Below are 22,139 nucleotides of genomic sequence, written 5' to 3' on the forward strand. Positions count from 1 at the left end.
GCGTGTGAAACGGCCCTAGCGCCGGGCGAACAGGCCCTGAGGCCGCATCAGCAGCACCAGCACCATCAGGACGAAGGCGACCGCCGGACCGTAGGCCGGGTTCAGGAAAGCGGAGGTCAGCTGCATGGCGATCCCGATGATGACCGATCCGACCAGAGCCCCCCAGGCGCTGCCGATCCCGCCCATGATCACCGCCGCGAACAGGGGCAACAACAGCACGAAGCCCATGTCCGGACGCATCTGCGACGCCAGCCCGTACATGACCCCGCCGATGGCGGCCAGCCCCGCGCCGATGGCCCAGGTCCAGGCGACGACCTGCTCGGTATCGATGCCGCGCACCTGGGCCAGATCGGGATTGTCGGCCGTCGCGCGCATGGCCTTGCCGATGCGCGTGCGGGTCAGCATCCAGTAGAGCAGCGCCACCAGGACGATGGCCAGAGCGAAGACAAAGAGCTGGTCCGCCTGCAGGCGCAGGCCGAAGGGCAGATACAGCGCCGGATTGGAACGCCCCGAATAATAGAAATGAAAGTCCGATCCCCAGATGAGATAGACGATGCCCCGCAGCAGAAATTCCATCCCCAGCGAAGCCATGGCCAGCAGCACGAGCGGCGACTGGTGCCGGCGCAACGGCCGGTACAGCAGCCGGTCGATCACGATCGCCACCCCGGCGGTGACCGCCGCCGCCAGCAGCAGGCCGGCGAGGAGTTCCCAGCCGAAGGAAAACCGCCAGATGGGGTCGGACCGCGGCAGGACGAGCACCATGCCGTAGGTCACGTACGCCCCCAGGGTCAGGAATTCCCCATGGGCGAAATTCGGGAACTTCAGGACGCCGTAGCAGAGCGTAAGGCCGATACCGCCCAGCGCGATGATGCCACCCAGCATCACCCCCCACGCGGTCAGGGACAGCATGTCCTCGGCGCTGGTACCCGAGAGCCAGCCTGCAACCCACATGCCGGCCAGCACCAGGAGCAGCACGCCGCCGACGAAGCGGCTGCCGCGCGCACCGCCCGAATCGCGAGCGTCCACCGCCTCGACATCCGGGGTGTCCGGAGCACCCGGAACGTCCGGAGGCATGCCTTTGTCCGCCGCGGGGCGCGCCATATCGCTCATCGCGTCATCCTCCCAAGTAGAGGCGCCCGACGTTCGGATCGTCGAGCAGGTCCCGGCCCGTGCCCTCGTGGCGATTCTCGCCATTGGCCAGCACATAACCGCGATGGGCCATCCCCAGGGACTGCCGGGCGTTCTGCTCGACCATCAGGATGCCCACGCCGCTGTCGTTGATCCGGGCGATGCGCTCGAAGATCTCGTCCACCAGCTTCGGCGACAGGGCGGCCGTGGGCTCGTCCAGCAGCAGCAGCCTGGGGCTCATCATCAGAGCGCCGCCCATCGCGACCATCTGCCGCTCGCCGCCGGACATCCTGCCCGCCAGCTGACGGCGGCGCTGGCGCAGCTTGGGAAACATCGCGTAGACCCGGTCCTTGTTGTCCGACAGATCGATCTTGCCCATCGGGAAGGCACCCATTTCGAGGTTTTCCTCGACCGTCAGCGAGGTGAAGACATTGGCCACCTGCGGCACGTAGCACATACCCAGCCGCACGATGCGATGCGGCGCCTCGCGCGTGATGTCGCGGCCGTCGAAGGCAATCGAACCCTGGCGCGGATGCAGCAGGCCGAAGATCGTCTTCATCAGGGTGGATTTGCCTGCCCCGTTGGGGCCGATGATGGCGACGATCTCGCCGGCCTCGACCCGGATGGACACCGCGCGCAGGATCTCGGTGTCGCCGTAACCCGCCGTGACGGCGTCAACCCGCAGCAGCGGCATACTGCCCTCCCAGGTAGGCCTCCAGCACCGCCGGGTCGCCGCGCACGTCCTCGGGCGCGCCCTCGGCCAGCTTGCGCCCTTCGCTCATGACAATGACCGGATCGCACAGGCTCATGACCATGTTCATGTCGTGTTCGATCAGCAGGAAGGTGATCCCGCGTTCGCGCGACAGGGCCTGGATGTTGCGGACGATGCTCTGCAGCAGCGTGCGGTTGACCCCGGCCGCCGGCTCGTCCAGCAGGATGATCCGCGGATCCGCCATCAGCATGCGGCCCATTTCCAGCAGCTTCTTCTGCCCGCCCGAAAGATTGGCCGCGTATTCGTGCTGGACATGTCCGAGCTGCAGGTATTCCAGGACTTCCCGCGCCTTGCGCAGGTGCCCGGCCTCCTCGGCGCGGACCCGGCCCGGGCGCAGCAAGGCGTTCCACCAACGCTCACCTGATTGCCCGGACGGCACCAGCATGAGGTTTTCCAGGACGCTCATGGTGCCGTGCTCGCGGGGGATCTGGAAGGTGCGGCACAGGCCGCGGGCGAAGACCTGATCCGGGCGCAGGTGGCCGATATCCTGGCCGTCCAGCAGGATGCGCCCCGAATCAGGGGGGATGAAGCCGGTGATGAGATTGAACACCGTGGTCTTGCCGGCGCCGTTGGGGCCGATCAGGCCGGTGATGGTGCCGCGTTCCACCTGGAACGAGCAATGATCCACGGCCCGCAGGCCGCCGAAGCTCTTCGTCAGGTCACGGACTTCGAGCAGCGGATGCCGCTGGCCGACATCCGTTTCCGACAGGGATGATGCTGTCGAATCCGCCACCGATGCCTCCTGCTGGATTTCCACGACGGGAATCCGGCCGGCGTACCCTCGCGCCTGCGCACGGCGGGCCGTCGGTTGGAAATGAAGTTCAGGGTATCACAGCCACCACCGGGGCCGAATGCGCGGATTCCCTAGCCCACCTCGCGGCCGGCATGCCGCTCGGATTCGTCAGACGCAGGCCAGAGTTCACGGGAATTGCCCTGTGTCCAAGCCCCCCAGGGGCGCTTTTCGCCCTGGACCGGCCTGGCGGAAAAAAAAGCGGAACAGATCTATAGGCCGGATTCTGTACGCCGGGTTGCCCCGGCGGGCGATCATTCCTCTGGGCGGGCCATTGCTGGACCGCTCTAGCCATCTACCCGCATGCTCGGACGGGCCGCCCTGTCGGCACGAAGCCGGCGCATGCCTATTTGATGTTGCTCCCGATAGAGGTTGCCGCGTTTCACCCTGCCGCGTCCCGCCCGGACAGGCCGGACGGACGGTACGGAGATGGCCGTACCGGTGTGCGCCTCACGGCGCACCCCCGCGGCAGACTCGTCTCTGTGGCCCTGTTCCTCGGCTTTCCCCGAAAGGATCGCCGGACGGCCGTTAGCCGCTATCGCGCCCGATGGAGTCCGGACCTTCCTCGATGCCTGACGGCACCGCGATCGCCCGATCTGCCCCGCGTCGGCATTGTACGATAGTGGGGGAGCCGCCGAGCAAACCTACGCGCCGAGCCACATCCATGCATTCGGGCGATCCGCGGCGCATCCCCGTCCAAACTGCGACAATATGCCTTTGGCCCCGGAGCTCCCGGCTCCGGCGATCGCCCCACCGCCTCCCGCCGCATCATGTCCGACACCCTGCTCGCCCTCGCCCAGGCCCAGCTCGCCTACGGCCACCATCCCCTGCTCGACCACGCCGACCTGAACCTGCTGGCCGGCGAACGCATCGGCCTGATCGGCCGCAACGGCGCGGGCAAATCGTCCCTGCTGCGCGTCCTGGACGGCCGCACCCGACTCGACGACGGCGAGATCCGGCGGCGCGGCGGCCTGCGCATCGCCACCGTCGAACAGGAGCCCGCCCTGCCCGAGGACGAGACCGTCCTCGGGCATCTGTCCGGCGACCTGCTGGCGACCGAGGACTGGCAGCGTTCAGCCCGCGCCGGGGCGCTGATCGATGCGCTGGGACTCAGCCCCGACCAGCCCATCCGGGGACTGTCCGGCGGCACGCGCAAGCGTGTGGCCCTGGCTCACGCCCTGGTTCAGGAACCCGACCTGCTGCTGCTCGACGAGCCGACCAACCACCTGGACTTCGCCGGCATCGCCTGGCTGGAGGACCTGCTGCGCGCCACGCGCGCGGCGGTGGTGCTGATCACCCACGACCGCCGCTTCCTGGACGCTGTCGCCACCCGCATCGTCGAGCTCGACCGGGGACGGCTACTGAGCTTCCCGGGCAACTTTTCCGCCTGGCAGGCCCGCAAGGCCCAATGGCTGGACGCCGAGCAGCAGGCCAACGCCCGCTTCGACAAGCTGCTTTCCCAGGAGGAAGTCTGGATCCGCAAGGGTATCGAAGCGCGCCGCACACGCAACGAAGGCCGGGTCCGCCGTCTGGAGACCCTGCGCCGCGAACGCGCCGCGCGGCGCGATCAGCAGGGCCAGGTGCGGTTCTCCCTGGCCGACGGCCAGCGCTCCGGCAAGCTCGTGGCTGAACTGCTGGACGTCACCCACGGTTATGGCGAACACATCCTGATCCGGGACTTCAGCACCCTGATCCAGCGCGGCGACCGCATCGGCCTGATCGGCCCCAATGGCGCCGGCAAGACGACGCTGCTGCGCATCCTGCTGGGCGAACTGCAGCCGCTGAAAGGCAGCGTGCGCCTGGGCACCAACCTGTCGATCGGCTATTTCGACCAGATGCGCGACCGGCTCGATGAATCCGCCACCCTGGCCGACACCATCAGCCCGGGCAGCGAATGGGTGGAGATCGGCGGCCAGCGCAAACACGTCATGAGCTACCTGGAGGACTTCCTGTTCTCCACCGCGCGCGCCCACTCACCCGTGTCCAGCCTGTCCGGGGGCGAGCGCGCCCGCCTGGCGCTGGCGCGCATGTTCGCCCAGCCGCACAACGTGCTGGTGCTGGACGAGCCCACCAACGACCTGGACATCGACACCCTGGAGCTGCTTGAAGGCCTGCTGCAGGACTACCAGGGCACCGTCCTGCTGGTCAGCCACGACCGCAGCTTCCTGGACAACGTGGTCACGCAAACCATCGCCGCCGAGGGCGACGGCCACTGGCGGGAATACGTGGGCGGCTACGACGACTGGGAGGTCCAGCGGCCGCGGCCCGCCACGCAGGATGCCCCAGCGACCCGCGCAGGCCGGCAGCCCGCTCCCGCCGGGGCCGGCGCGTCCAGCGCGCCGAAAGAACAGACCGCTGATCGGCCGACTCCCGCAGAAGCCACCGACAGGCCGCGCAAGAGTCGCCTGGCTCCCTGGGAGGCCGAGGAACTGGCCAGGCTGCCCGATCGGATCTCGGCTCTGGAAACGGAACAGGCCGCCCTGGCGGCACGCCTGTCCGACCCGGATCTGTACAGCCAGGGCCCGGACGAGGCGCAGCGTGTCCAGCAGGCCCTGGGCGAACTGGAGAACCAGTTGGAAGCCCTGTTCGAGCGCTGGGCCCTGCTGGAGGACAAGCGCGGCGACTGAGCCGCGCCGCCGATTCGCCAGGTACGGAATATCTCCAGCCGTAACAGCTCTCCACGTCGCGCCTTGCAAGGCGCTCCGATTCGCCAGGCACGGAATATCTCCAGCCGTAACAGCTCTCCACGTCGCGCCTTGCAAGGCGCTCCGATTCGCCAGGCACGGAATATCTCCAGCCGTCGCAGCTCTCCACGTCGCGCCTTGCAAGGCGCTCCGATTCGCCAGGCACGGAATATCTCCAGCCGTAACAGCTCTCCACGTCGCGCCTTTGCAAGGCGCTCCGATTCGCCAGGCATGGAATATCTCCAGCCGTAACAGCTCTCCACGTCGCGCCTTGCAAGGCGCTCCGATTCGCCAGGCACGGAATAGTCCGCGGGGACTATTCCGTGTCCTGGCTCATCCAGCCCAGGGATTCTCCGGCTGCCAGCGGCACGACCACGTCGTCGCCCAGCGGCAGATCCCGGGGGATGGGATTGGCCACCCGTTCCAGGGTCAGGAAGCCGGGATTGGGCGCCAGCCCGTAGAATGCCGGGCCGTACAGGCTGGCGAAAGCTTCCAGGCGATCCAGGCGGCCGACGGACTCGAACGCCGTCGCGTACAGCGCCATAGCGTGACGGGCCGTGTAGCAGCCCGCACAACCGCAGTCCTGCTCCTTGGCCCCACGCGGATGCGGAGCGCTGTCCGTCCCCAGGAAGAATCGCGGATTGCCGCTGGTCGCCGCCTTCAGCAACGCCTGGCGGTGGCTTTCCCGCTTCAGGACCGGCAGGCAGTACCAATGGGGCCGCAGTCCGCCCTTGAACAGTGCATTGCGGTTGTACAGCAGGTGCTGCGGCGTCAGCGTGGCGCCGATGGGGCCGTCGGCTTCCATGACATAGGCCGCGCCGTCCGCCGTGGTCAGGTGCTCGAAAACCACCTTCAGTTCCGGAAAGGCGCGCCGCAGGGGCTGCATCACTCGTTCGATGAAGACCGCCTCCCGGTCGAACAGGTCGACCGCCGGATCGGTGACCTCGCCATGGATCAGCAGCGGCATGCCGCATTCCTGCATGGCCGCGAGCGTCGCCCTGCACTGACCCAGCAAGTCCGTCACGCCTGCGTCCGAATGGGTCGTCGCCCCGGCCGGGTAGAGCTTCACTCCATGCACGAAGCCGCTGTCGCTCGCCCGGCGGATCTCGTCCGGCGAGGTCCGGTCGGTCAGATACAGCGTCATCAGGGGTTCGAAGGACGGCATATCGCCTCCGCCCGCCTCTTCGCAGGCCTGCCGCAGGGCGGCCAGGATGCGCCCGCGATAGGCGCGCGCATCCTCGGTCGTCAGCACCGGGGGCTTCAAGTTCGGCATGACGATGGCGCGCCCGAACTGCCGCGCGGAATCCATTACCACGCTGCGCAGCACCGCGCCATCGCGCAAATGCAGGTGCCAGTCATCGGGACGGATCAGGCGGATGCGCGCGGGCGCGGGGGAAGCTCCGGCCGCGGTCGCATTGCGATCAGGAGAAACATGAGTAGTAATCTGTGACACGGTCTGACAATCCTGTTTTGTCTTTCAGGGAAACACGCGGTATGCTGCGAGGGCTATTCACTCAACACTGTAGGAGCCTGCATACATGGCAACCACCGAAAAGTCCGGTCGCAAACCCAATGCGGCATTCATGAAGCCTCTGACCCCCAGCGCCACCCTGGCCGCCGTGATCGGAAACGAAGCCGTGCCCCGCACCGAAGTCACCAAGCGCATCTGGGACTATATCAAGAAGCACAATCTCCAGGATCCCGCGAACCGCCGCAACATCAATGCGGATGCCAAGCTGCGCCCCCTGTTCGGCAAGGACCAGGTTTCGATGTTCGAACTGACCAAGCTGGTCAGCCAACACCTGAAATAAGCAGGGCTGCGGCGGGCTGTCGCGGCAGCCCCGCCTGCCAGGAATACGGACCGGCCATTGGCCGGACGATGGCCATCACCCACCGCCACGCGAGCGCCCGGTGCCCGCGAAAAACGTGCGGCATCCTCGAGGCCGATCCCCCCGGATACGGAAATCAGGAAAGGATCACAGGCCCGGAAGCGGCGTTTCCCCGGCCCAATGCGCCAGCCAGCCCTTGGCGATGCGATAGATGATCCAGATCACGGCCACCAGGCCCGTGACGAAGCCGACGAAGATCAGGCTGGCCAGGGCGCTGAGCGCCACCCACAGCAGACCCCACCAGAACGTCCGGATGATCCAGTCGATGTGACCGGCATAGACGGTGCCGACCATGTCGCCGCGCTTCAGGTAGGCCAGCACCACGGCGGCCAGGACGGCCGCGCCGAAAATCCCTGCGGACAGGACGCCCACGGCGAACAGTCCATACATCAGATGGACGAGCTGCCGCTGGTTCAGGCCCTTGTCCATGTCGGGGGTGTCATCGCCTTGAATCATGAGGTCTCCTGCGGAGGGCGCAGGCCATGCGCCGGCTTTGAAAAATTCATTTTATCAGGGATGCGCCCCTTCCACGCCGCTCAGCCCCCGGCTGCCCGCTTGCGTGGTGGCCGGAGCGGTTTTTTCGGGACACCACAAAGACAAAGCCCCCGCAGAGGATTCTGCGGGGGCTTTGCGGTATAAAAGCCTGACGATGACCTACTTTCACAGGTGTCCACCCACTATCATCGGCGCGAAGGCGTTTCACTGTCCTGTTCGGGATGGGAAGGAGTGGGGCCACCTTGCTATGGTCGTCAAGCATAACGGGTTGCGTTCGAGTCTTCGGCCTGGTGGCCTGGGACTGGATCGCCAATCTGGAAGAAGCACCGGGTGCGTGCCGCGACGGGCTGCATTGTAGCAGATCCGTGGCGCGCGCGCCCTGGGTTGCGTTGTTTCGTTCAATTGTGTCGGTCACATACACGATCGCTACAGTGTCCGTTGCGGTACTCCGCAAGGTTATAGGATCAAGCCGCACGGGCAATTAGTACTGGTTAGCTGCACGCGTTACCGCGCTTCCACACCCAGCCTATCAACGTCCTGGTCTCGGACGACCCTTCAGGGGGGTCAAGCCCCCGGGATACCTAATCTTCAGACGAGTTTCCCGCTTAGATGCCTTCAGCGGTTATCTCTTCCGTACATAGCTACTCGGCAATGCCATTGGCATGACAACCGATACACCAGTGGTACGTCCACTCCGGTCCTCTCGTACTAGGAGCAGGCTCCGTCAAGTATCCAACGCCCACGGCAGATAGGGACCAAACTGTCTCACGACGTTTTAAACCCAGCTCACGTACCTCTTTAAATGGCGAACAGCCATACCCTTGGGACCGGCTACAGCCCCAGGATGAGATGAGCCGACATCGAGGTGCCAAACACCGCCGTCGATATGAACTCTTGGGCGGTATCAGCCTGTTATCCCCAGAGTACCTTTTATCCGTTGAGCGATGGCCCTTCCATACAGAACCACCGGATCACTATGACCTGCTTTCGCACCTGTTCGACTTGTCAGTCTCACAGTCAAGCACGCTTATGCCATTGCACTATCAGCACGATTTCCGACCGTACCTAGCGTACCTTCGTACTCCTCCGTTACACTTTAGGAGGAGACCGCCCCAGTCAAACTGCCCACCATGCACTGTCCCCAACCCGGATAACGGGCCAAGGTTAGAACCGCAAACAGACCAGGGTGGTATTTCAAGGTTGGCTCCACCGAATCTAGCGACTCGGTTTCAACGCCTCCCACCTATCCTACACAGGCCGGTTCACAATCCAATGCAAAGCTACAGTAAAGGTTCATGGGGTCTTTCCGTCTAGCCGCGGGTAGATTGCATCATCACAAACATTTCAACTTCGCTGAGTCTCAGGAGGAGACAGTGTGGCCATCGTTACGCCATTCGTGCAGGTCGGAACTTACCCGACAAGGAATTTCGCTACCTTAGGACCGTTATAGTTACGGCCGCCGTTTACCGGGGCTTCGATCAAGAGCTTGCACCCCATCACTTAACCTTCCGGCACCGGGCAGGCGTCACACCCTATACGTCGACTTTCGTCTTGGCAGAGTGCTGTGTTTTTAATAAACAGTCGCAGCCACCGATTCTCTGCGGCCCCTTCAAGCTCTGCGCGCAGGCGCATCACCCTACAAGGGCATACCTTCTCCCGAAGTTACGGTATCAATTTGCCGAGTTCCTTCTCCTGAGTTCTCTCAAGCGCCTTGGAATATTCATCCCGTCCACCTGTGTCGGTTTGCGGTACGGTCTCGTGAGACTGAAGCTTAGAGGCTTTTCCTGGGACAACTTCCAATCAGTCCAGGAACCTAAGTTCCTGTCCAGCCACACCCTTGAATTACGCGCCCGGATTTACCTGAGCGCCTTCTACGATGCAGCAACGGGGACATCCAACACCCCGATGATCTTCTGCCATCCGTCCCCCCATCGCATCTCACGACGGTGCTGGAATATTAACCAGCTTCCCATCAGCTACGCATCTCTGCCTCGCCTTAGGGGCCGACTCACCCTGCGCCGATGAACGTTGCGCAGGAAACCTTGGACTTACGGCGAGGGGGCTTTTCACCCCCTTTATCGCTACTCATGTCAGCATTCGCACTTCTGATACCTCCAGCAGCCTTTACAAGCCACCTTCGCAGGCTTACAGAACGCTCTCCTACCGCGTGCGCTTACGCGCACACCCGCAGCTTCGGTAACTGGCTTAGCCCCGTTACATCTTCCGCGCAGGACGACTCGATCAGTGAGCTATTACGCTTTCTTTAAAGGATGGCTGCTTCTAAGCCAACCTCCTGACTGTCTATGCCTTCCCACTTCGTTTCCCACTTAGCCCGTTTTAGGGACCTTAGCTGGCGGTCTGGGTTGTTTCCCTCTTGAGTCCGGACGTTAGCACCCGGTGCTCTGTCTCCCACACTGTACTTGCCGGTATTCGGAGTTTGCCATAGGTTGGTAAGTCGCCATGACCCCCTAGCTATAACAGTGCTCTACCCCCGGCAGTAATCATGTGAGGCACTACCTAAATAGTTTTCGGAGAGAACCAGCTATCTCCAGGCTTGTTTAGCCTTTCACCCCTATCCACAGTTCATCCCCTAACTTTTCAACGTTAGTGGGTTCGGTCCTCCAGCACGTGTTACCGTGCCTTCAACCTGACCATGGATAGATCGCCTGGTTTCGGGTCTACACCCAGCGACTGAATCGCCCTGTTCGGACTCGCTTTCGCTACGCCTTCCCTATCCGGTTAAGCTTGCCACTGAATGTAAGTCGCTGACCCATTATACAAAAGGTACGCAGTCACCCCACAAGGAGGCTCCTACTGTTTGTATGCATACGGTTTCAGGATCTATTTCACTCCCCTTCCGGGGTTCTTTTCGCCTTTCCCTCACGGTACTGGTTCACTATCGGTCGATCACGAGTATTTAGCCTTGGAGGATGGTCCCCCCATCTTCAGACAGGATTTCACGTGTCCCGCCCTACTTATCTGACGCCTAGTCCCACACATTCGATTTTGTCTACAGGGCTATCACCATGCTGCGGCCGGCCTTTCCAGACCGTTCGACTATCGACTGTGCTAACTCGTCAAGGCTGCTCCGGTTTCGCTCGCCGCTACTGCCGGAATCTCGGTTGATTTCTTTTCCTCGAGCTACTGAGATGTTTCAGTTCACCCGGTTCGCCTCGCTACCCTATGTATTCAGATAACGATACTCCATCGCTGGAGTGGGTTTCCCCATTCGGACATCTGCGGATCAAAGCTTGTTTGCCAGCTCCCCGCAGCTTTTCGCAGGCTACAACGTCCTTCTTCGCCTGTGATCGCCAAGGCATCCACCATATGCACTTATTCGCTTGATCCTATAACTTTGCAGATTACAGGAACACTTGAGTTTGCGTGTTTGTGCCGTTCAATTCCATCAAGGCTCATCAGGCATCCTCCCTCGCGGGACTCTCCTGACTGAATCTTAAGAACTTTTGAACAATTGATTTTGCAATCACAACCCGTAAATTACCCATCACGACATTAAAGTCGATCATGATATTTACATTGTTGTGCTTCTTCCAAATTGTTAAAGAACATGGTACTACACCGAAGGGCTCCTTTCGAAACCCGGTTCAGTCAGCAGCATCCTGGTCTCCCAAGACACTCTTGACTGAAGATCCTCCGCCCCCGCGATTCCCAGCTCCGCGCCAGCCCCATCCCAGCAAAATCACTGGTGGAGGATGACGGGATCGAACCGACGACCCCCTGCTTGCAAAGCAGGTGCTCTCCCAGCTGAGCTAATCCCCCAGAACCCATCGCCAGGGCCTGCCCCGACAACGAACCGTGGTGGGTCAAGATGGATTCGAACCATCGACCCCCGCCTTATCAAGACGGTGCTCTAACCGACTGAGCTACTGACCCCTTGAGTCTGCTTTTCATGCAGGCCTGGACTTCAGACCATGTACCAAACAGCCGATAAGCGTGAGCGCTTCAACAACAAGCCTTGCTGTGAGCTCTTAAAGGAGGTGATCCAGCCGCACCTTCCGATACGGCTACCTTGTTACGACTTCACCCCAGTCATGAATCTCACCGTGGTAAGCGCCCTCCTTGCGGTTAGGCTACCTACTTCTGGTGAAACCCACTCCCATGGTGTGACGGGCGGTGTGTACAAGACCCGGGAACGTATTCACCGCGACATGCTGATCCGCGATTACTAGCGATTCCGACTTCACGCAGTCGAGTTGCAGACTGCGATCCGGACTACGATCGGGTTTCTGAGATTGGCTCCACCTCGCGGCTTGGCAACCCTCTGTCCCGACCATTGTATGACGTGTGAAGCCCTACCCATAAGGGCCATGAGGACTTGACGTCATCCCCACCTTCCTCCGGTTTGTCACCGGCAGTCCCATTAGAGTGCCCAACTGAATGTAGCAACTAATGGCAAGGGTTGCGCTCGTTGCGGGACTTAACCCAACATCTCACGACACGAGCTGACGACAGCCATGCAGCACCTGTGTTCCGGTTCTCTTGCGAGCACTCCCAAATCTCTTCGGGATTCCAGACATGTCAAGGGTAGGTAAGGTTTTTCGCGTTGCATCGAATTAATCCACATCATCCACCGCTTGTGCGGGTCCCCGTCAATTCCTTTGAGTTTTAATCTTGCGACCGTACTCCCCAGGCGGTCAACTTCACGCGTTGGCTGCGCTACTAAGGTTAATAAACCCCAACAGCTAGTTGACATCGTTTAGGGCGTGGACTACCAGGGTATCTAATCCTGTTTGCTCCCCACGCTTTCGTGCATGAGCGTCAGTATCATCCCAGGGGGCTGCCTTCGCCATCGGTATTCCTCCACATCTCTACGCATTTCACTGCTACACGTGGAATTCTACCCCCCTCTGACGTACTCTAGCCCGGTAGTTAAAAGTGCAGTTCCAAGGTTAAGCCCTGGGATTTCACACCTTTCTTTCCGAACCGCCTGCGCACGCTTTACGCCCAGTAATTCCGATTAACGCTTGCACCCTACGTATTACCGCGGCTGCTGGCACGTAGTTAGCCGGTGCTTATTCTGCAGGTACCGTCATTAGCCCGGGGTATTATCCCGGACCGTTTCTTCCCTGCCAAAAGTGCTTTACAACCCGAAGGCCTTCATCGCACACGCGGGATGGCTGGATCAGGGTTGCCCCCATTGTCCAAAATTCCCCACTGCTGCCTCCCGTAGGAGTCTGGGCCGTGTCTCAGTCCCAGTGTGGCTGGTCGTCCTCTCAAACCAGCTACGGATCGTCGCCTTGGTAGGCCTTTACCCCACCAACCAGCTAATCCGATATCGGCCGCTCCAATAGTGAGAGGTCTTGCGATCCCCCCCTTTCCCCCGTAGGGCGTATGCGGTATTAGCCACGCTTTCGCGTAGTTATCCCCCGCTACTGGGCACGTTCCGATACATTACTCACCCGTTCGCCACTCGCCACCAAAGAGCAAGCTCTTCGTGCTGCCGTCCGACTTGCATGTGTAAAGCATCCCGCTAGCGTTCAATCTGAGCCAGGATCAAACTCTTCAGTTCAATTCCTGTAATCGTATTTCCTCAACCATATAGGTCGGTTCATACGTCGCTATGCTCAAAGAAAGACGAAGTCTGGTTAAAAAACCCTACTTCTTCATTTCTGTAGTATGAGCACTTGGTTCAATGCTTTGCTTCTCCGGAAACCGACCAGTTCGTGAGAACCCGTCGATCCGGTCAGCGCCGCTTGTCATCAAGCGCCCACACTTATCGGCTGTTAAGTTTTTAAAGAACGATTCCGCGTAAAGCAGAGAAACGAGATTATGAAGAACTTTTTACGTCGTGTCAAGTGACTGCCTTTCGCTGCTTTCTTCGAATCAACCCGGACTTCGTCCAGATCGTACCCGAATCCACAACATCCACCTGACCGACGAGGACTTCACTTCCTCGCTGTCGAGCCCGAAATTAAAACATATCAACGTCTCAATGTCAAGCCCCTCAAGCCCCGGCAACAGATCGAATCCCCTGCCGCTCCCCGCTGCCGGCTCCCGCCCCCGGATCGGGCCAAACGCCTGCAAACCCGGGAACTTCGGCCCGCCTCCGGTACCTGAATACCATCCGGTAAAACCAGATGATCTAGGGGTTAACCCGGGTGCCTGGCGGCGAAGAAACGAGAATATAGCACGGTTCCCCAACCACGTGCAAACGATACCGTCCGATACCGTCCATACGTCGAAAAAAACGCCGGCCGCCGCGCGATGCGATGGCCGGCGCCTGACTTGCCGCGGAGAAACTCACGCCCGCAGGGCCTTGATGGCCGCGGCCACCCCCGCGCCGTAGGCGGGATCCGCCTGGGCGCAATGCTCGATATGGCGCGCCTGCACGTCGGGCGTGACCCCGGCGATGGCGCGGGCCGTGTTGTCGAACAGCGCCTGTCGCTGCGCGGGCGCCATCAGGCGGAACAGCGCGCCCGGCTGGGAGAAATAGTCCGTGTCCTCGCGGTGGTTCCAGTGGTCGGCCGCGCCTTCCAGGCTGAGCGGCGGCTCGCGGTAGTCGGGCTGCTCGGCCCATTCTCCGGCACGGTTGGGCTCGTTGCCCGTCAGGCCGCCGTGATTGCCATCCACCCGCATCGCGCCATCACGATGGTAACTGTGGAAGGGACAACGCGGCGCGTTGACCGGAATCTGGTGGTGGTTGACCCCCAGGCGGTAGCGCTGGGCGTCGCCATAGGAGAACAGGCGGGCCTGAAGCATGCGGTCCGGCGAGAAGCCGATGCCCGGGACAACGTTGGCCGGAGTGAAGGCGGCCTGTTCGACCTCGGCAAAGAAGTTTTCCGGGTTGCGGTTCAATTCCAGGACGCCGACCTCGATCATGGGGTAGTCGCCGTGCGGCCAGACCTTGGTCAGGTCGAAGGGGTTCAGGTGATAGCTGCCGGCATCCTTCTCGGGCATGACCTGGATGAACAGCGTCCAGCGCGGGAAGTCGCCCTTGGCGATGCTGTCGTACAGGTCGCGCTGGGAGCTTTCACGGTCGCGGCCGATCAGCTCGGCGGCCTGGTCGTCAGTCAGGTTGCGGATGCCCTGCTGCGACTTGAAGTGGAACTTCACCCAGAAGCGCTCATTGGCGGCGTTGATGAGGCTGAATGTGTGGCTGCCGAACAGATGCATGTGGCGATAGTCGGACGGAATGCCGCGATCGCTCATGACGATGGTGATCTGATGCAGGGCCTCGGGCAGGCCGGTCCAGAATTCCCAGTTGTTCTGGGCGCTGCGCATGCCGGTGCCCGGGTCGCGCTTGACCGCGTGGTTCAGATCGGGAAATTTCAGCGGATCGCGAAAGAAGAACACCGGGGTGTTGTTGCCCACCAGATCCCAGTTGCCCTCTTCCGTATAGAACTTCATGGCGATGCCGCGAATGTCGCGTTCGGCGTCGGCCGCGCCGCGTTCGCCGGCGACCGTGGAAAAGCGGGCGAACATCGGGGTCCGCTTGCCGACCTCGGAGAACAGCGCGGCGCGTGTGTAGCGGGTGATGTCGTGGGTGACGGTGAAGGTGCCGTGGGCGCCCGCGCCCTTGGCGTGCATGCGGCGCTCGGGGATCACCTCACGGTCGAAGTGGGCCAGTTTTTCGAGCAGCCAGACGTCCTGCAGCAGGGCCGGGCCGCGCGGGCCGGCCGTCTGGATGTTCTGGTTGTCGACGACGGGCGCGCCGGCGGCAGTGGTCAGTTTCTTCATGAGCATCTCCTGTGCGGAGGCGCCGCCATCAGGACGGCGCCGAGTCGGAAAACCGTGGACCCCGCCTCGGCGGGTTCCTCATGAAAAACAGTCTAGCGAGGCCTGGGGAATAAATAAAATTGAATATTACTTTTGATTTGATAGCGATCGACTATTGAACGCAAATCCACCGCCACCCGGGCATCCTGCAAGGGCCGACTCAGGTCGGCAACTCGGTTGTTTCCTTGATGGACTGCAGCGCAAAGCTGCTGCGGATGTCGACGACGGCCGGATGCCGCATCAGGGTATCCATGGCGAAACGGGAAAAAGCCGCCAGGTCCCGGACCTGGACCCGCAACAGATAGTCCATGTCACCCGACATGGCATAGCATTGGACGACTTCCGACCAGCTCTGGACGTCGCGGGCGAACGCGGACATGGCACCGTGCTCGGCGCGGTGCGACTTGTCCAGCCGCACGAAGACATAGGCCAGCAACCCCAGGCCGAGCTTTTCCGGATCCGTCAGCGCAACGTAACGGCGGATGTAGCCCTGGTCCTCCAGGCGCTTGACGCGCCGCAGACAGGGGCTGGGCGACAGGGCCACCCGCTGGGCCAGGTCCTGATTGCTGATCCGGCCGTCGCGCTGCAGATGCGTCAGGATCAGGCGATCCGTCCTGTCCAGGTCGTCGATAGGCATCATATTGTCTCAACTATGAATTATTAGATGAATGATTGCGTCATGGTAGGGAATCGTACCGCATGTTTGCAATATTCCCCCCGCTATTTTCCCTAGAATTCCAAAAAGAATCCTAAAAAACGCATCATGGACGGAGATGTCTTCATGAGTACATCCTTCACCCCCTGGGACAACCCCCTGGGCACTGCGGGCTTCGAATTCGTGGAATACACGGCGGAAGATCCCGCCGCGCTGGGCCGCGTGTTCGAGGCCCTGGGCTTCCGGGCCATCGCCCGGCACCGCAAGAAGGCCGTGACGCTGTACCGTCAGGGCGCGATCAACTTCCTGGTCAATGCCGAACCCGATTCGTTCGCGCAGCGCTTCGCGCGCCAGCATGGCCCGTCGATCTGCGCCATCGGCCTGCGTGTGCAGGACGCGGCCCGCGCCTACAAGCTGGCCCTGGATCGCGGCGCCTGGGGCTTCGATTCGCACAGCGGCCCGATGGAGCTCAACATCCCCGCCATCAAGGGCATCGGCGACTCGCTGATCTACCTGGTGGATCGCTGGCGCGGCAAGTACGGCCACGGAGGCATCGGCGATATCGGCATCTACGACGTGGACTTCGAACCCCTGGACCACGCCACCGCCCGGGACGACCTGCGCCACGAGGGCGCCGGCCTGCTCGCCATCGACCACCTGACCCACAACGTGCATCGCGGCCGGATGGGGGAATGGGCCGAATTCTACGAGCGCATCTTCAATTTCCGCGAGATCCGCTATTTCGACATCGAGGGCCAGCTGACCGGGGTGAAATCGAAGGCCATGACCTCTCCCTGCGGACTGATCCGCATCCCCATCAACGAGGAAGGCGGCGAGACCCCCGGCCAGATCCAGGAATACCTGGACCAGTACCGGGGCGAGGGCATCCAGCACATCGCCCTGTCCACGGACGACATCCACCGCACGGTGGAGCAGCTGAGCGGCCGGGTGAAATTCCTGGGCACCCCCGACACCTACTACGAACTGCTGGACGGGCGGCTGCCGGGCCACGGCGAGGACGTGGAACGCCTGCGCCGCAACCGCATCCTGCTGGACGGCGCCCCGGGCGGCGGCCTGCTGCTGCAGATATTCACCGCGAACCAGATCGGGCCGATCTTCTTCGAGATCATCCAGCGCAAGGGCAACGACGGCTTCGGAGAAGGCAATTTCAAGGCGCTGTTCGAATCCATCGAACTGGACCAGATCCGCCGGGGCGTGCTGCGGGCCTGAACCGCGGCCGGGCGCCGCCCGCCCGGAGCGCGGCACAGGTATCGGCGCCCTTACAATGCCGGGATGCGGCCCGCCCGGCGGCGGCGCCCCCTTCCGGAACCCGCCCCCATGCTCCACTACCTGAACACCATCCGGCTGCGCAGCACGCGCATGTTCCTGACGATCACGCGCATCATGCTGCCGGTGATGGTGATCGTCTACATCGCCGATCGCCTGGGCCTGGTACGCCTGGCCGGCGAGGCCCTGACGCCAGCCATGGCGCTGCTGGGGTTGCCGCCCGAGGCCGGGATCATCTGGGCGACCACCGCGCTGACCAATATCTACGGCGGCATGGCCTCGATGGCCGCCCTGTCCGACGGCCTGCAGATGACCACGGCCCAGGTCAGCGCCCTGGGGGCGATGATGCTGTTCGCCCACAACATCCCGACCGAGCAGTCCGTCGTGCGCCGCGCCGGCGCCAGCGCGCTGGTCACGGGGGCGCTGCGCATCGTCGTCGCGCTTGCCTATGGCGCCGCGGTCAGCTGGACCTGCCGGGCGCTGGACGTGCTGCAGGACCCTGTTTCCCTGGCCTGGATGCGCCAGGATACGGAGCTGACCCAGGGCCCGCCCGACGTCTGGTCCTGGGGCCTGTCCACACTGCAGTCGCTGGCGCTGGTCCTGGTGATCATCATCGGCCTGGTCGTGCTGCTGGACGTGCTCGAACGCCTCGGGATCACGCGCCTCGTGACCCGGCTGCTGACGCCCGTGCTGCGCCTGTCCGGCCTGGAGGAGCGCGCCGCGCCCCTGACCACGGTCGGCGTGCTGCTGGGCCTGGCCTATGGCGGCGCGCTGATCATCGAGGCCGCCGAGCGCGAGAACTACAGCCCGCGCACGCGGCTGCTGGCCCTGTCGTGGCTGTCGCTGTGCCACGCCCTGATCGAGGACACGCTGCTGATCCTGGCGCTGGGCGCCAATCTGTGGGTGATCCTGGTACTGCGCGGACTGGCGACCCTGGGCGTGCTGGCGGCCCTGGCGGCGCTGACGCGGCCCGGCACCGCCTGGGGCCGCAGGCTGGCGGCATCGGCACCATGAGCGGACCCGGGCCCGCCGCAGGCCGGGAGCGGGGCCTGGCCCGCCTCAGCGCAGCAGGTGCGCGTAACGCTGGCGGAATTTCGCCAGCTTCGGCGCGATGACGAACCGGCAATAGCCCTGTTCGGGATTGCGCCGGTAGTATTCCCCGTGCAGTTCCTCGGCCGGCCAGAACGTGCCGGCCGGCTCGATCCGGGTGACGATCGGATCGTCGAAAGCGGCCTGGATCCCGGCGCGAACGGCCTCGGCCAATGCGCGCCGGGCCTCGTCCCCATAGAAGATCACCGAGGCGTACTGCGGCCCCGCGTCGTTGCCCTGGCGGTCGAGCGTGGTCGGATCGTGCGTGCCGAAGAAGACCTCCAGCAGGACGCGGTAGCCGATCCGTTCGGGATCGAAAGTCACTTGCACGACCTCGACGTGGCCGGTGTCCTGGCGGCAGACCTGTTCGTAGGTCGGATGATCGACGCGGCCGCCGCAATAACCGGGCTGGACGTCCAGCACGCCGTCCAGCGCACGGAACACGGGCTCCAGGCACCAGAAGCAGCCGCCGCCGAAGATCGCGGTCTCGAATGCGGCGTTCCCTTGGTTCTCCATGCGGTTCTCCTCGTCTCTTGCGCGCGGCGGACAGGTCAATCCGCTGCGGGGGGTTGCTTCAACGACAGGATCCACAGCGCCAGGCGCCGCGCATCGACGTCGGACAGGCGGGTCTGGGCCGGCATGGGGATCGCGCCCCACTGGCCGCGGCTGCCTTCGCGCATGGCGCGGGCCAGATGGCCGGCCGCCTCGGACCGGCCCTGGAAGCGCTCGGCGATGGCCCGGAACGGCGGCCCCACCCGACGACCGTCGACCTGATGGCAGCCCAGGCACTGGCGCTGGCCGGCCAGCGCCAGGCTGTCGGCCGCCGAGGCGCCGGCCGCCCGGGCGCCCGTCGCGCACAGCGCCAGCGCCCCCGCCAGGACGATCCCGATCGCCTTGCCGCATCCCGCCATTGCCCGATCCTTCTCTCTCGCAGTCCTTGTCCGGGGTGCCGCCCCGGCATCGATCGTCCGGCCGGCGCCCGCCGGCCCGATCACGGTATTATCCATGATTGTTTTCCCACCCGGCCGCCTCCATGCCCTACCCCCACATCGACCCCATCGCCCTGCAGCTCGGTCCCATCGCGATCCATTGGTACGGACTCATGTACCTGGCCGGCTTCGGCCTGGCCTGGCTGCTGGGGCGCTGGCGCATCCAGCACCACCCCACCCCCGCCGGGCTGACGCTGCGCGACCTGGAAGACATCATCTTCTACGGGGTGCTGGGCGTGGTGCTGGGCGGGCGCCTGGGCTATGTGCTGTTCTACAAGTTCGACGATTACCTGGCGCGCCCGATGTCGATCTTCGAGGTCTGGCAGGGCGGGATGTCCTTCCACGGAGGCCTGATCGGTGTGACGCTGGCAATGCTGTTCTTCGCCCGCCGGCGCGGCCAGCCACTGCTGGCGATCGGGGATTTCATCGCGCCTCTGATCCCCCTGGGCCTGGCGGCCGGGCGATTGGGCAATTTCATCAACGGGGAACTGTGGGGCCGCCCCACGGACCTGCCCTGGGGCATGGTCTTCCCGGGAGCGGGAGACGGCACGCCGCGCCACCCCTCGCAACTCTATGAAATGGGGCTGGAGGGCTTCGCCCTGTTCGCCCTGGTATGGTGGTTCGCCCGCAGGCCCCGCCCGACGGGTCAGGTGAGCGCCGTGTTCCTGATGGGCTACGGGCTGTTCCGGTTCCTGGTGGAATTCACCCGCGAACCGGACGATTTCCTGGGGCTGCTGGCGGGCGGGCTGTCGATGGGCCAGCTTCTGTCGCTGCCCATGATCCTGATCGGGCTGGCCCTGTTCATTTGGGCAGCAAGACGATCGTCCCCCGCACCGATACGCTGACCCGCTCGCGTCCGCCCTCGACGGGCGCGGCGGCCTTGTCGGCGGCCATGGCGCCCATCATCATGCGGGGCATGGGCGCGGGCGGCGCGGCGCCCTGGCCACCCAGATCGACCGTGCGAAAGCGATAGCCGGCAAAGCCCAGGGCCTGGGTCAGCGCCTGGGCACGGGCCTTGAATGCCTCGACGGCCTGGACCAGGAGCTTCCGCTCTTCGGCCGCGCGCCGTTCCCGCGAGACCGAGAACGACAGGCCGGCGATCGGCATGCGGTCCCCCAGGCTGGCCGCCAGTTTCGAGGCGGCGGAGAAATCGCGCGATTCCAGCAGGATTTCGGCCTGACCCCGCCATTCGGCGATCTTGCCGTCGCGGTCGGTGGTCGGCCAGATCCGGTAGGATCCGCTGCGGGCCTCGATGCCCTGATGCCCCTTGGCCTGCTTCATGACCGAGTCCAGACGCTGGTTCAGGGCCTCGGCGACCTCGGTCTGCGACACCCCGGACAGTTCGGCTGCCAGGGTGATTTCCACGGTGTCCTGCGCGACCTCGGACGAGGCCTCGGCCGACAGCGAGGCCCGGGGCTCGGCGGGTTCCCCCTCGTGGGCCAGGACGGGCAAGGCCATGGAGGCCAGGACCAGCGACAGGCCGGCCAGAAGTTGCTTGCGATTGCGCGCGCCTCGATTCATATTTTCCCCTAGAAAAAGCGCCCCGTGCTGCGCGGGCGATGCCCGCTCGCTGCCCCCGAGGGGGCTTTTTTGCATTGGGGCGGCCCGGCTGCAAAAGGACGAAAGCCCGTCGCGATGTCACGACGAGCTTTCTGGTAATGCCCCACCTGTGCCGTCTAGGCCGGCATCCCGGAACCGAGGGTTCACGGTGGTCGCCATCAGTCAGACTTCGGGCCGTCCAGTGAAGGCAGCGCTCCTGTCTGTCAATCCGACAACCTATGCCTATAGCATTGGTTCAAGGAATGTATGGCCAGGTCACGAACACGGCAGGGACTTAAACGACCGGATGACCTGGCGCATCCGGAAAGTGACTGTTCAAACGGCGGTGCCCAGGACTTCGTCGAGCATGTCGTTCATGGACTCAATTTTACCCCTGAAATCACCCAAGGCAATATTCCCGAGTGGACCGTCGGGCGCGCGCATGCTGAGCAGTTCGTTGGCGATCTGGATGGCGGCCATCACGGCGATGCGCTCGTTGCTGGCAATCTTGCCGACGCCCTTGATGGCCAGCATGCGCTGGTCGACCAGCCGAACGGCGGCCAACAAGGCATCCTTTTCTTCGGGGGGGCAGGCCAGCGAATAATCGCGGCCGAGGATGGCGATGTCGATGCGTTCCATGCTGCGCGGCTCCTTGGTCGGTGTGGACGGGCCCTACTGGGCCTGCGCGCCGGGCAGGCGCTCGAGGATGAGTTCTATCTGCTGCTGGGCGCCGGCGGCGGCCTCGCGCAGGCAGTCGCGCTCGGATTCGACCTGGACCAGGCGGCGCTGCAGGGAATCGGAGCGGATCTGGTGATCGCGCACCTCGGATTCCAGGGCCGCCCGGTGCTGCCCGGATTCCTCGCGCGCGGCCTGGAGTTCCTGGTCGTGGCGCGCGAGCCGTTCGGACATGCGGGCGAATTCCTGGCCTTCGCGCAGTTGCTGATCCTTCAGGGACTGGCATTCCTGCTCGAGCTGCCGGACCCTGGCCTGCAGGGCGGCGCGCTCGGATTGCAGGCTTCGCGCGAGTTGGGCGACTTGGCGGATGCGCTGGAACAATGCGTCGAGGTCTTGGAGCATGCGGTCAA

17 protein-coding genes, 2 tRNA genes, 3 rRNA genes and 2 other RNA genes are annotated in these 22,139 nt (G+C 63.5%); 5 read left to right on the top strand and 19 right to left on the bottom strand.

What is annotated here, in order from left to right:
- Positions 1–15: 15 nt before the first annotated feature.
- The 4 genes from ACTPOE_RS09865 to rnpB form a co-directional block, all read right to left on the bottom strand.
- Positions 16–1,074 (bottom strand): branched-chain amino acid ABC transporter permease, encoded by a 1,059-nt coding sequence (locus tag ACTPOE_RS09865; RefSeq protein ID WP_458872039.1) that lies wholly within the window; start codon positions 1,072–1,074, stop codon positions 16–18.
- A gap of 40 nt (positions 1,075–1,114) precedes the next feature.
- Positions 1,115–1,822 (bottom strand): ABC transporter ATP-binding protein, encoded by a 708-nt coding sequence (locus ACTPOE_RS09870; RefSeq protein ID WP_458872040.1) that lies wholly within the window; start codon positions 1,820–1,822, stop codon positions 1,115–1,117.
- Positions 1,803–2,657 carry an ABC transporter ATP-binding protein gene (locus tag ACTPOE_RS09875; RefSeq protein ID WP_458872041.1) on the bottom strand — a complete coding sequence of 285 codons (855 nt, stop codon included), beginning with the start codon at positions 2,655–2,657 and terminating at the stop codon, positions 1,803–1,805. The genes ACTPOE_RS09870 and ACTPOE_RS09875 overlap by 20 nt, the downstream gene beginning before the upstream one ends.
- A 232-nt stretch (positions 2,658–2,889) precedes the next feature.
- Positions 2,890–3,293, bottom strand: an RNA gene (gene rnpB, locus ACTPOE_RS09880) — RNase P RNA component class A.
- A 167-nt stretch (positions 3,294–3,460) separates the two neighbouring features.
- Here rnpB and ACTPOE_RS09885 point away from each other — a divergent pair.
- Complete coding sequence (locus ACTPOE_RS09885; RefSeq protein ID WP_458872042.1) at positions 3,461–5,317, top strand: ATP-binding cassette domain-containing protein; 1,857 nt, start codon at positions 3,461–3,463, stop codon at positions 5,315–5,317.
- 373 nt (positions 5,318–5,690) lie between these two features.
- Here the strand turns inward: ACTPOE_RS09885 and pyrC are convergent, their stop codons facing one another.
- On the bottom strand, positions 5,691–6,752 hold the full coding sequence (pyrC, locus tag ACTPOE_RS09890; RefSeq protein ID WP_458872804.1) for a dihydroorotase: 1,062 nt from the start codon (positions 6,750–6,752) through the stop codon (positions 5,691–5,693).
- Positions 6,753–6,912: 160 nt separating this feature from the next.
- On the opposite strand from pyrC, the gene ACTPOE_RS09895 reads away from it, so the two are divergent.
- A complete protein-coding gene (locus ACTPOE_RS09895; RefSeq protein ID WP_320347135.1) occupies positions 6,913–7,185 on the top strand; it encodes an SWIB/MDM2 domain-containing protein in 273 nt (90 codons plus the stop codon).
- A 165-nt stretch (positions 7,186–7,350) separates the two neighbouring features.
- Here the strand turns inward: ACTPOE_RS09895 and ACTPOE_RS09900 are convergent, their stop codons facing one another.
- The 8 genes from ACTPOE_RS09900 to ACTPOE_RS09935 form a co-directional block, all read right to left on the bottom strand.
- Positions 7,351–7,719 (bottom strand): DUF4870 family protein, encoded by a 369-nt coding sequence (locus ACTPOE_RS09900; RefSeq protein ID WP_458872043.1) that lies wholly within the window; start codon positions 7,717–7,719, stop codon positions 7,351–7,353.
- 185 nt (positions 7,720–7,904) lie between these two features.
- Positions 7,905–8,017, bottom strand: a 5S ribosomal RNA gene (gene rrf, locus ACTPOE_RS09905).
- Positions 8,018–8,218: 201 nt separating this feature from the next.
- Positions 8,219–11,105 (bottom strand): 23S ribosomal RNA (locus ACTPOE_RS09910).
- 357 nt (positions 11,106–11,462) lie between these two features.
- Positions 11,463–11,538: transfer RNA gene (locus tag ACTPOE_RS09915), tRNA-Ala, on the bottom strand.
- A gap of 37 nt (positions 11,539–11,575) precedes the next feature.
- Positions 11,576–11,652, bottom strand: a tRNA-Ile gene (locus tag ACTPOE_RS09920).
- Positions 11,653–11,749: 97 nt separating this feature from the next.
- A 16S ribosomal RNA gene (locus tag ACTPOE_RS09925) occupies positions 11,750–13,288 on the bottom strand.
- Together the 16S, 23S and 5S rRNA genes with 2 tRNA genes alongside form the textbook arrangement of a ribosomal RNA operon.
- A 731-nt stretch (positions 13,289–14,019) precedes the next feature.
- Entirely contained in the window at positions 14,020–15,456 is a 1,437-nt protein-coding gene (locus tag ACTPOE_RS09930; protein ID WP_458872044.1) for a catalase, read from the bottom strand.
- A gap of 199 nt (positions 15,457–15,655) precedes the next feature.
- On the bottom strand, positions 15,656–16,132 hold the full coding sequence (locus tag ACTPOE_RS09935; RefSeq protein WP_458872805.1) for an Lrp/AsnC family transcriptional regulator: 477 nt from the start codon (positions 16,130–16,132) through the stop codon (positions 15,656–15,658).
- 144 nt (positions 16,133–16,276) lie between these two features.
- Here ACTPOE_RS09935 and hppD point away from each other — a divergent pair, with 144 nt between their 5' ends.
- Together hppD and ACTPOE_RS09945 are read left to right on the top strand one after the other, a co-directional pair.
- Entirely contained in the window at positions 16,277–17,380 is a 1,104-nt protein-coding gene (gene hppD / locus ACTPOE_RS09940; RefSeq protein WP_458872045.1) for a 4-hydroxyphenylpyruvate dioxygenase, read from the top strand.
- A gap of 108 nt (positions 17,381–17,488) precedes the next feature.
- Positions 17,489–18,451, top strand: a complete 963-nt coding sequence (locus ACTPOE_RS09945; protein WP_458872046.1) for a nucleoside recognition domain-containing protein — start codon at positions 17,489–17,491, stop codon at positions 18,449–18,451.
- Positions 18,452–18,496: 45 nt separating this feature from the next.
- Here the strand turns inward: ACTPOE_RS09945 and msrA are convergent, their stop codons facing one another.
- Entirely contained in the window at positions 18,497–19,042 is a 546-nt protein-coding gene (msrA, locus tag ACTPOE_RS09950; protein ID WP_458872047.1) for a peptide-methionine (S)-S-oxide reductase MsrA, read from the bottom strand.
- Positions 19,043–19,077: 35 nt separating this feature from the next.
- On the bottom strand, positions 19,078–19,533 hold the full coding sequence (locus ACTPOE_RS09955) for a c-type cytochrome (RefSeq protein WP_458872049.1): 456 nt from the start codon (positions 19,531–19,533) through the stop codon (positions 19,078–19,080).
- Positions 19,534–19,559: 26 nt separating this feature from the next.
- On the opposite strand from ACTPOE_RS09955, the gene lgt reads away from it, so the two are divergent.
- Positions 19,560–20,360, top strand: a complete 801-nt coding sequence (gene lgt, locus ACTPOE_RS09960) for a prolipoprotein diacylglyceryl transferase (protein ID WP_458872050.1) — start codon at positions 19,560–19,562, stop codon at positions 20,358–20,360.
- Here the strand turns inward: lgt and ACTPOE_RS09965 are convergent.
- The 4 genes from ACTPOE_RS09965 to ACTPOE_RS09980 form a co-directional block, all read right to left on the bottom strand.
- A complete protein-coding gene (locus tag ACTPOE_RS09965) occupies positions 20,317–21,036 on the bottom strand; it encodes an SIMPL domain-containing protein (protein WP_458872051.1) in 720 nt (239 codons plus the stop codon). The two genes, lgt and ACTPOE_RS09965, sit on opposite strands and share 44 nt — an antisense overlap.
- Before the next feature lie 135 nt (positions 21,037–21,171).
- Positions 21,172–21,351: non-coding RNA, 6S RNA (gene ssrS / locus ACTPOE_RS09970), on the bottom strand.
- Positions 21,352–21,390: 39 nt separating this feature from the next.
- Positions 21,391–21,693: a cell division protein ZapA gene (locus ACTPOE_RS09975; RefSeq protein ID WP_458872052.1), complete on the bottom strand. Its 303-nt coding sequence runs from the start codon at positions 21,691–21,693 to the stop codon at positions 21,391–21,393.
- A 33-nt stretch (positions 21,694–21,726) separates the two neighbouring features.
- On the bottom strand, positions 21,727–22,131 hold the full coding sequence (locus tag ACTPOE_RS09980; RefSeq protein WP_458872053.1) for a hypothetical protein: 405 nt from the start codon (positions 22,129–22,131) through the stop codon (positions 21,727–21,729).
- Positions 22,132–22,139 lie beyond the last annotated feature (8 nt).

It is taken from the genome of Castellaniella sp. WN (assembly GCF_054457555.1).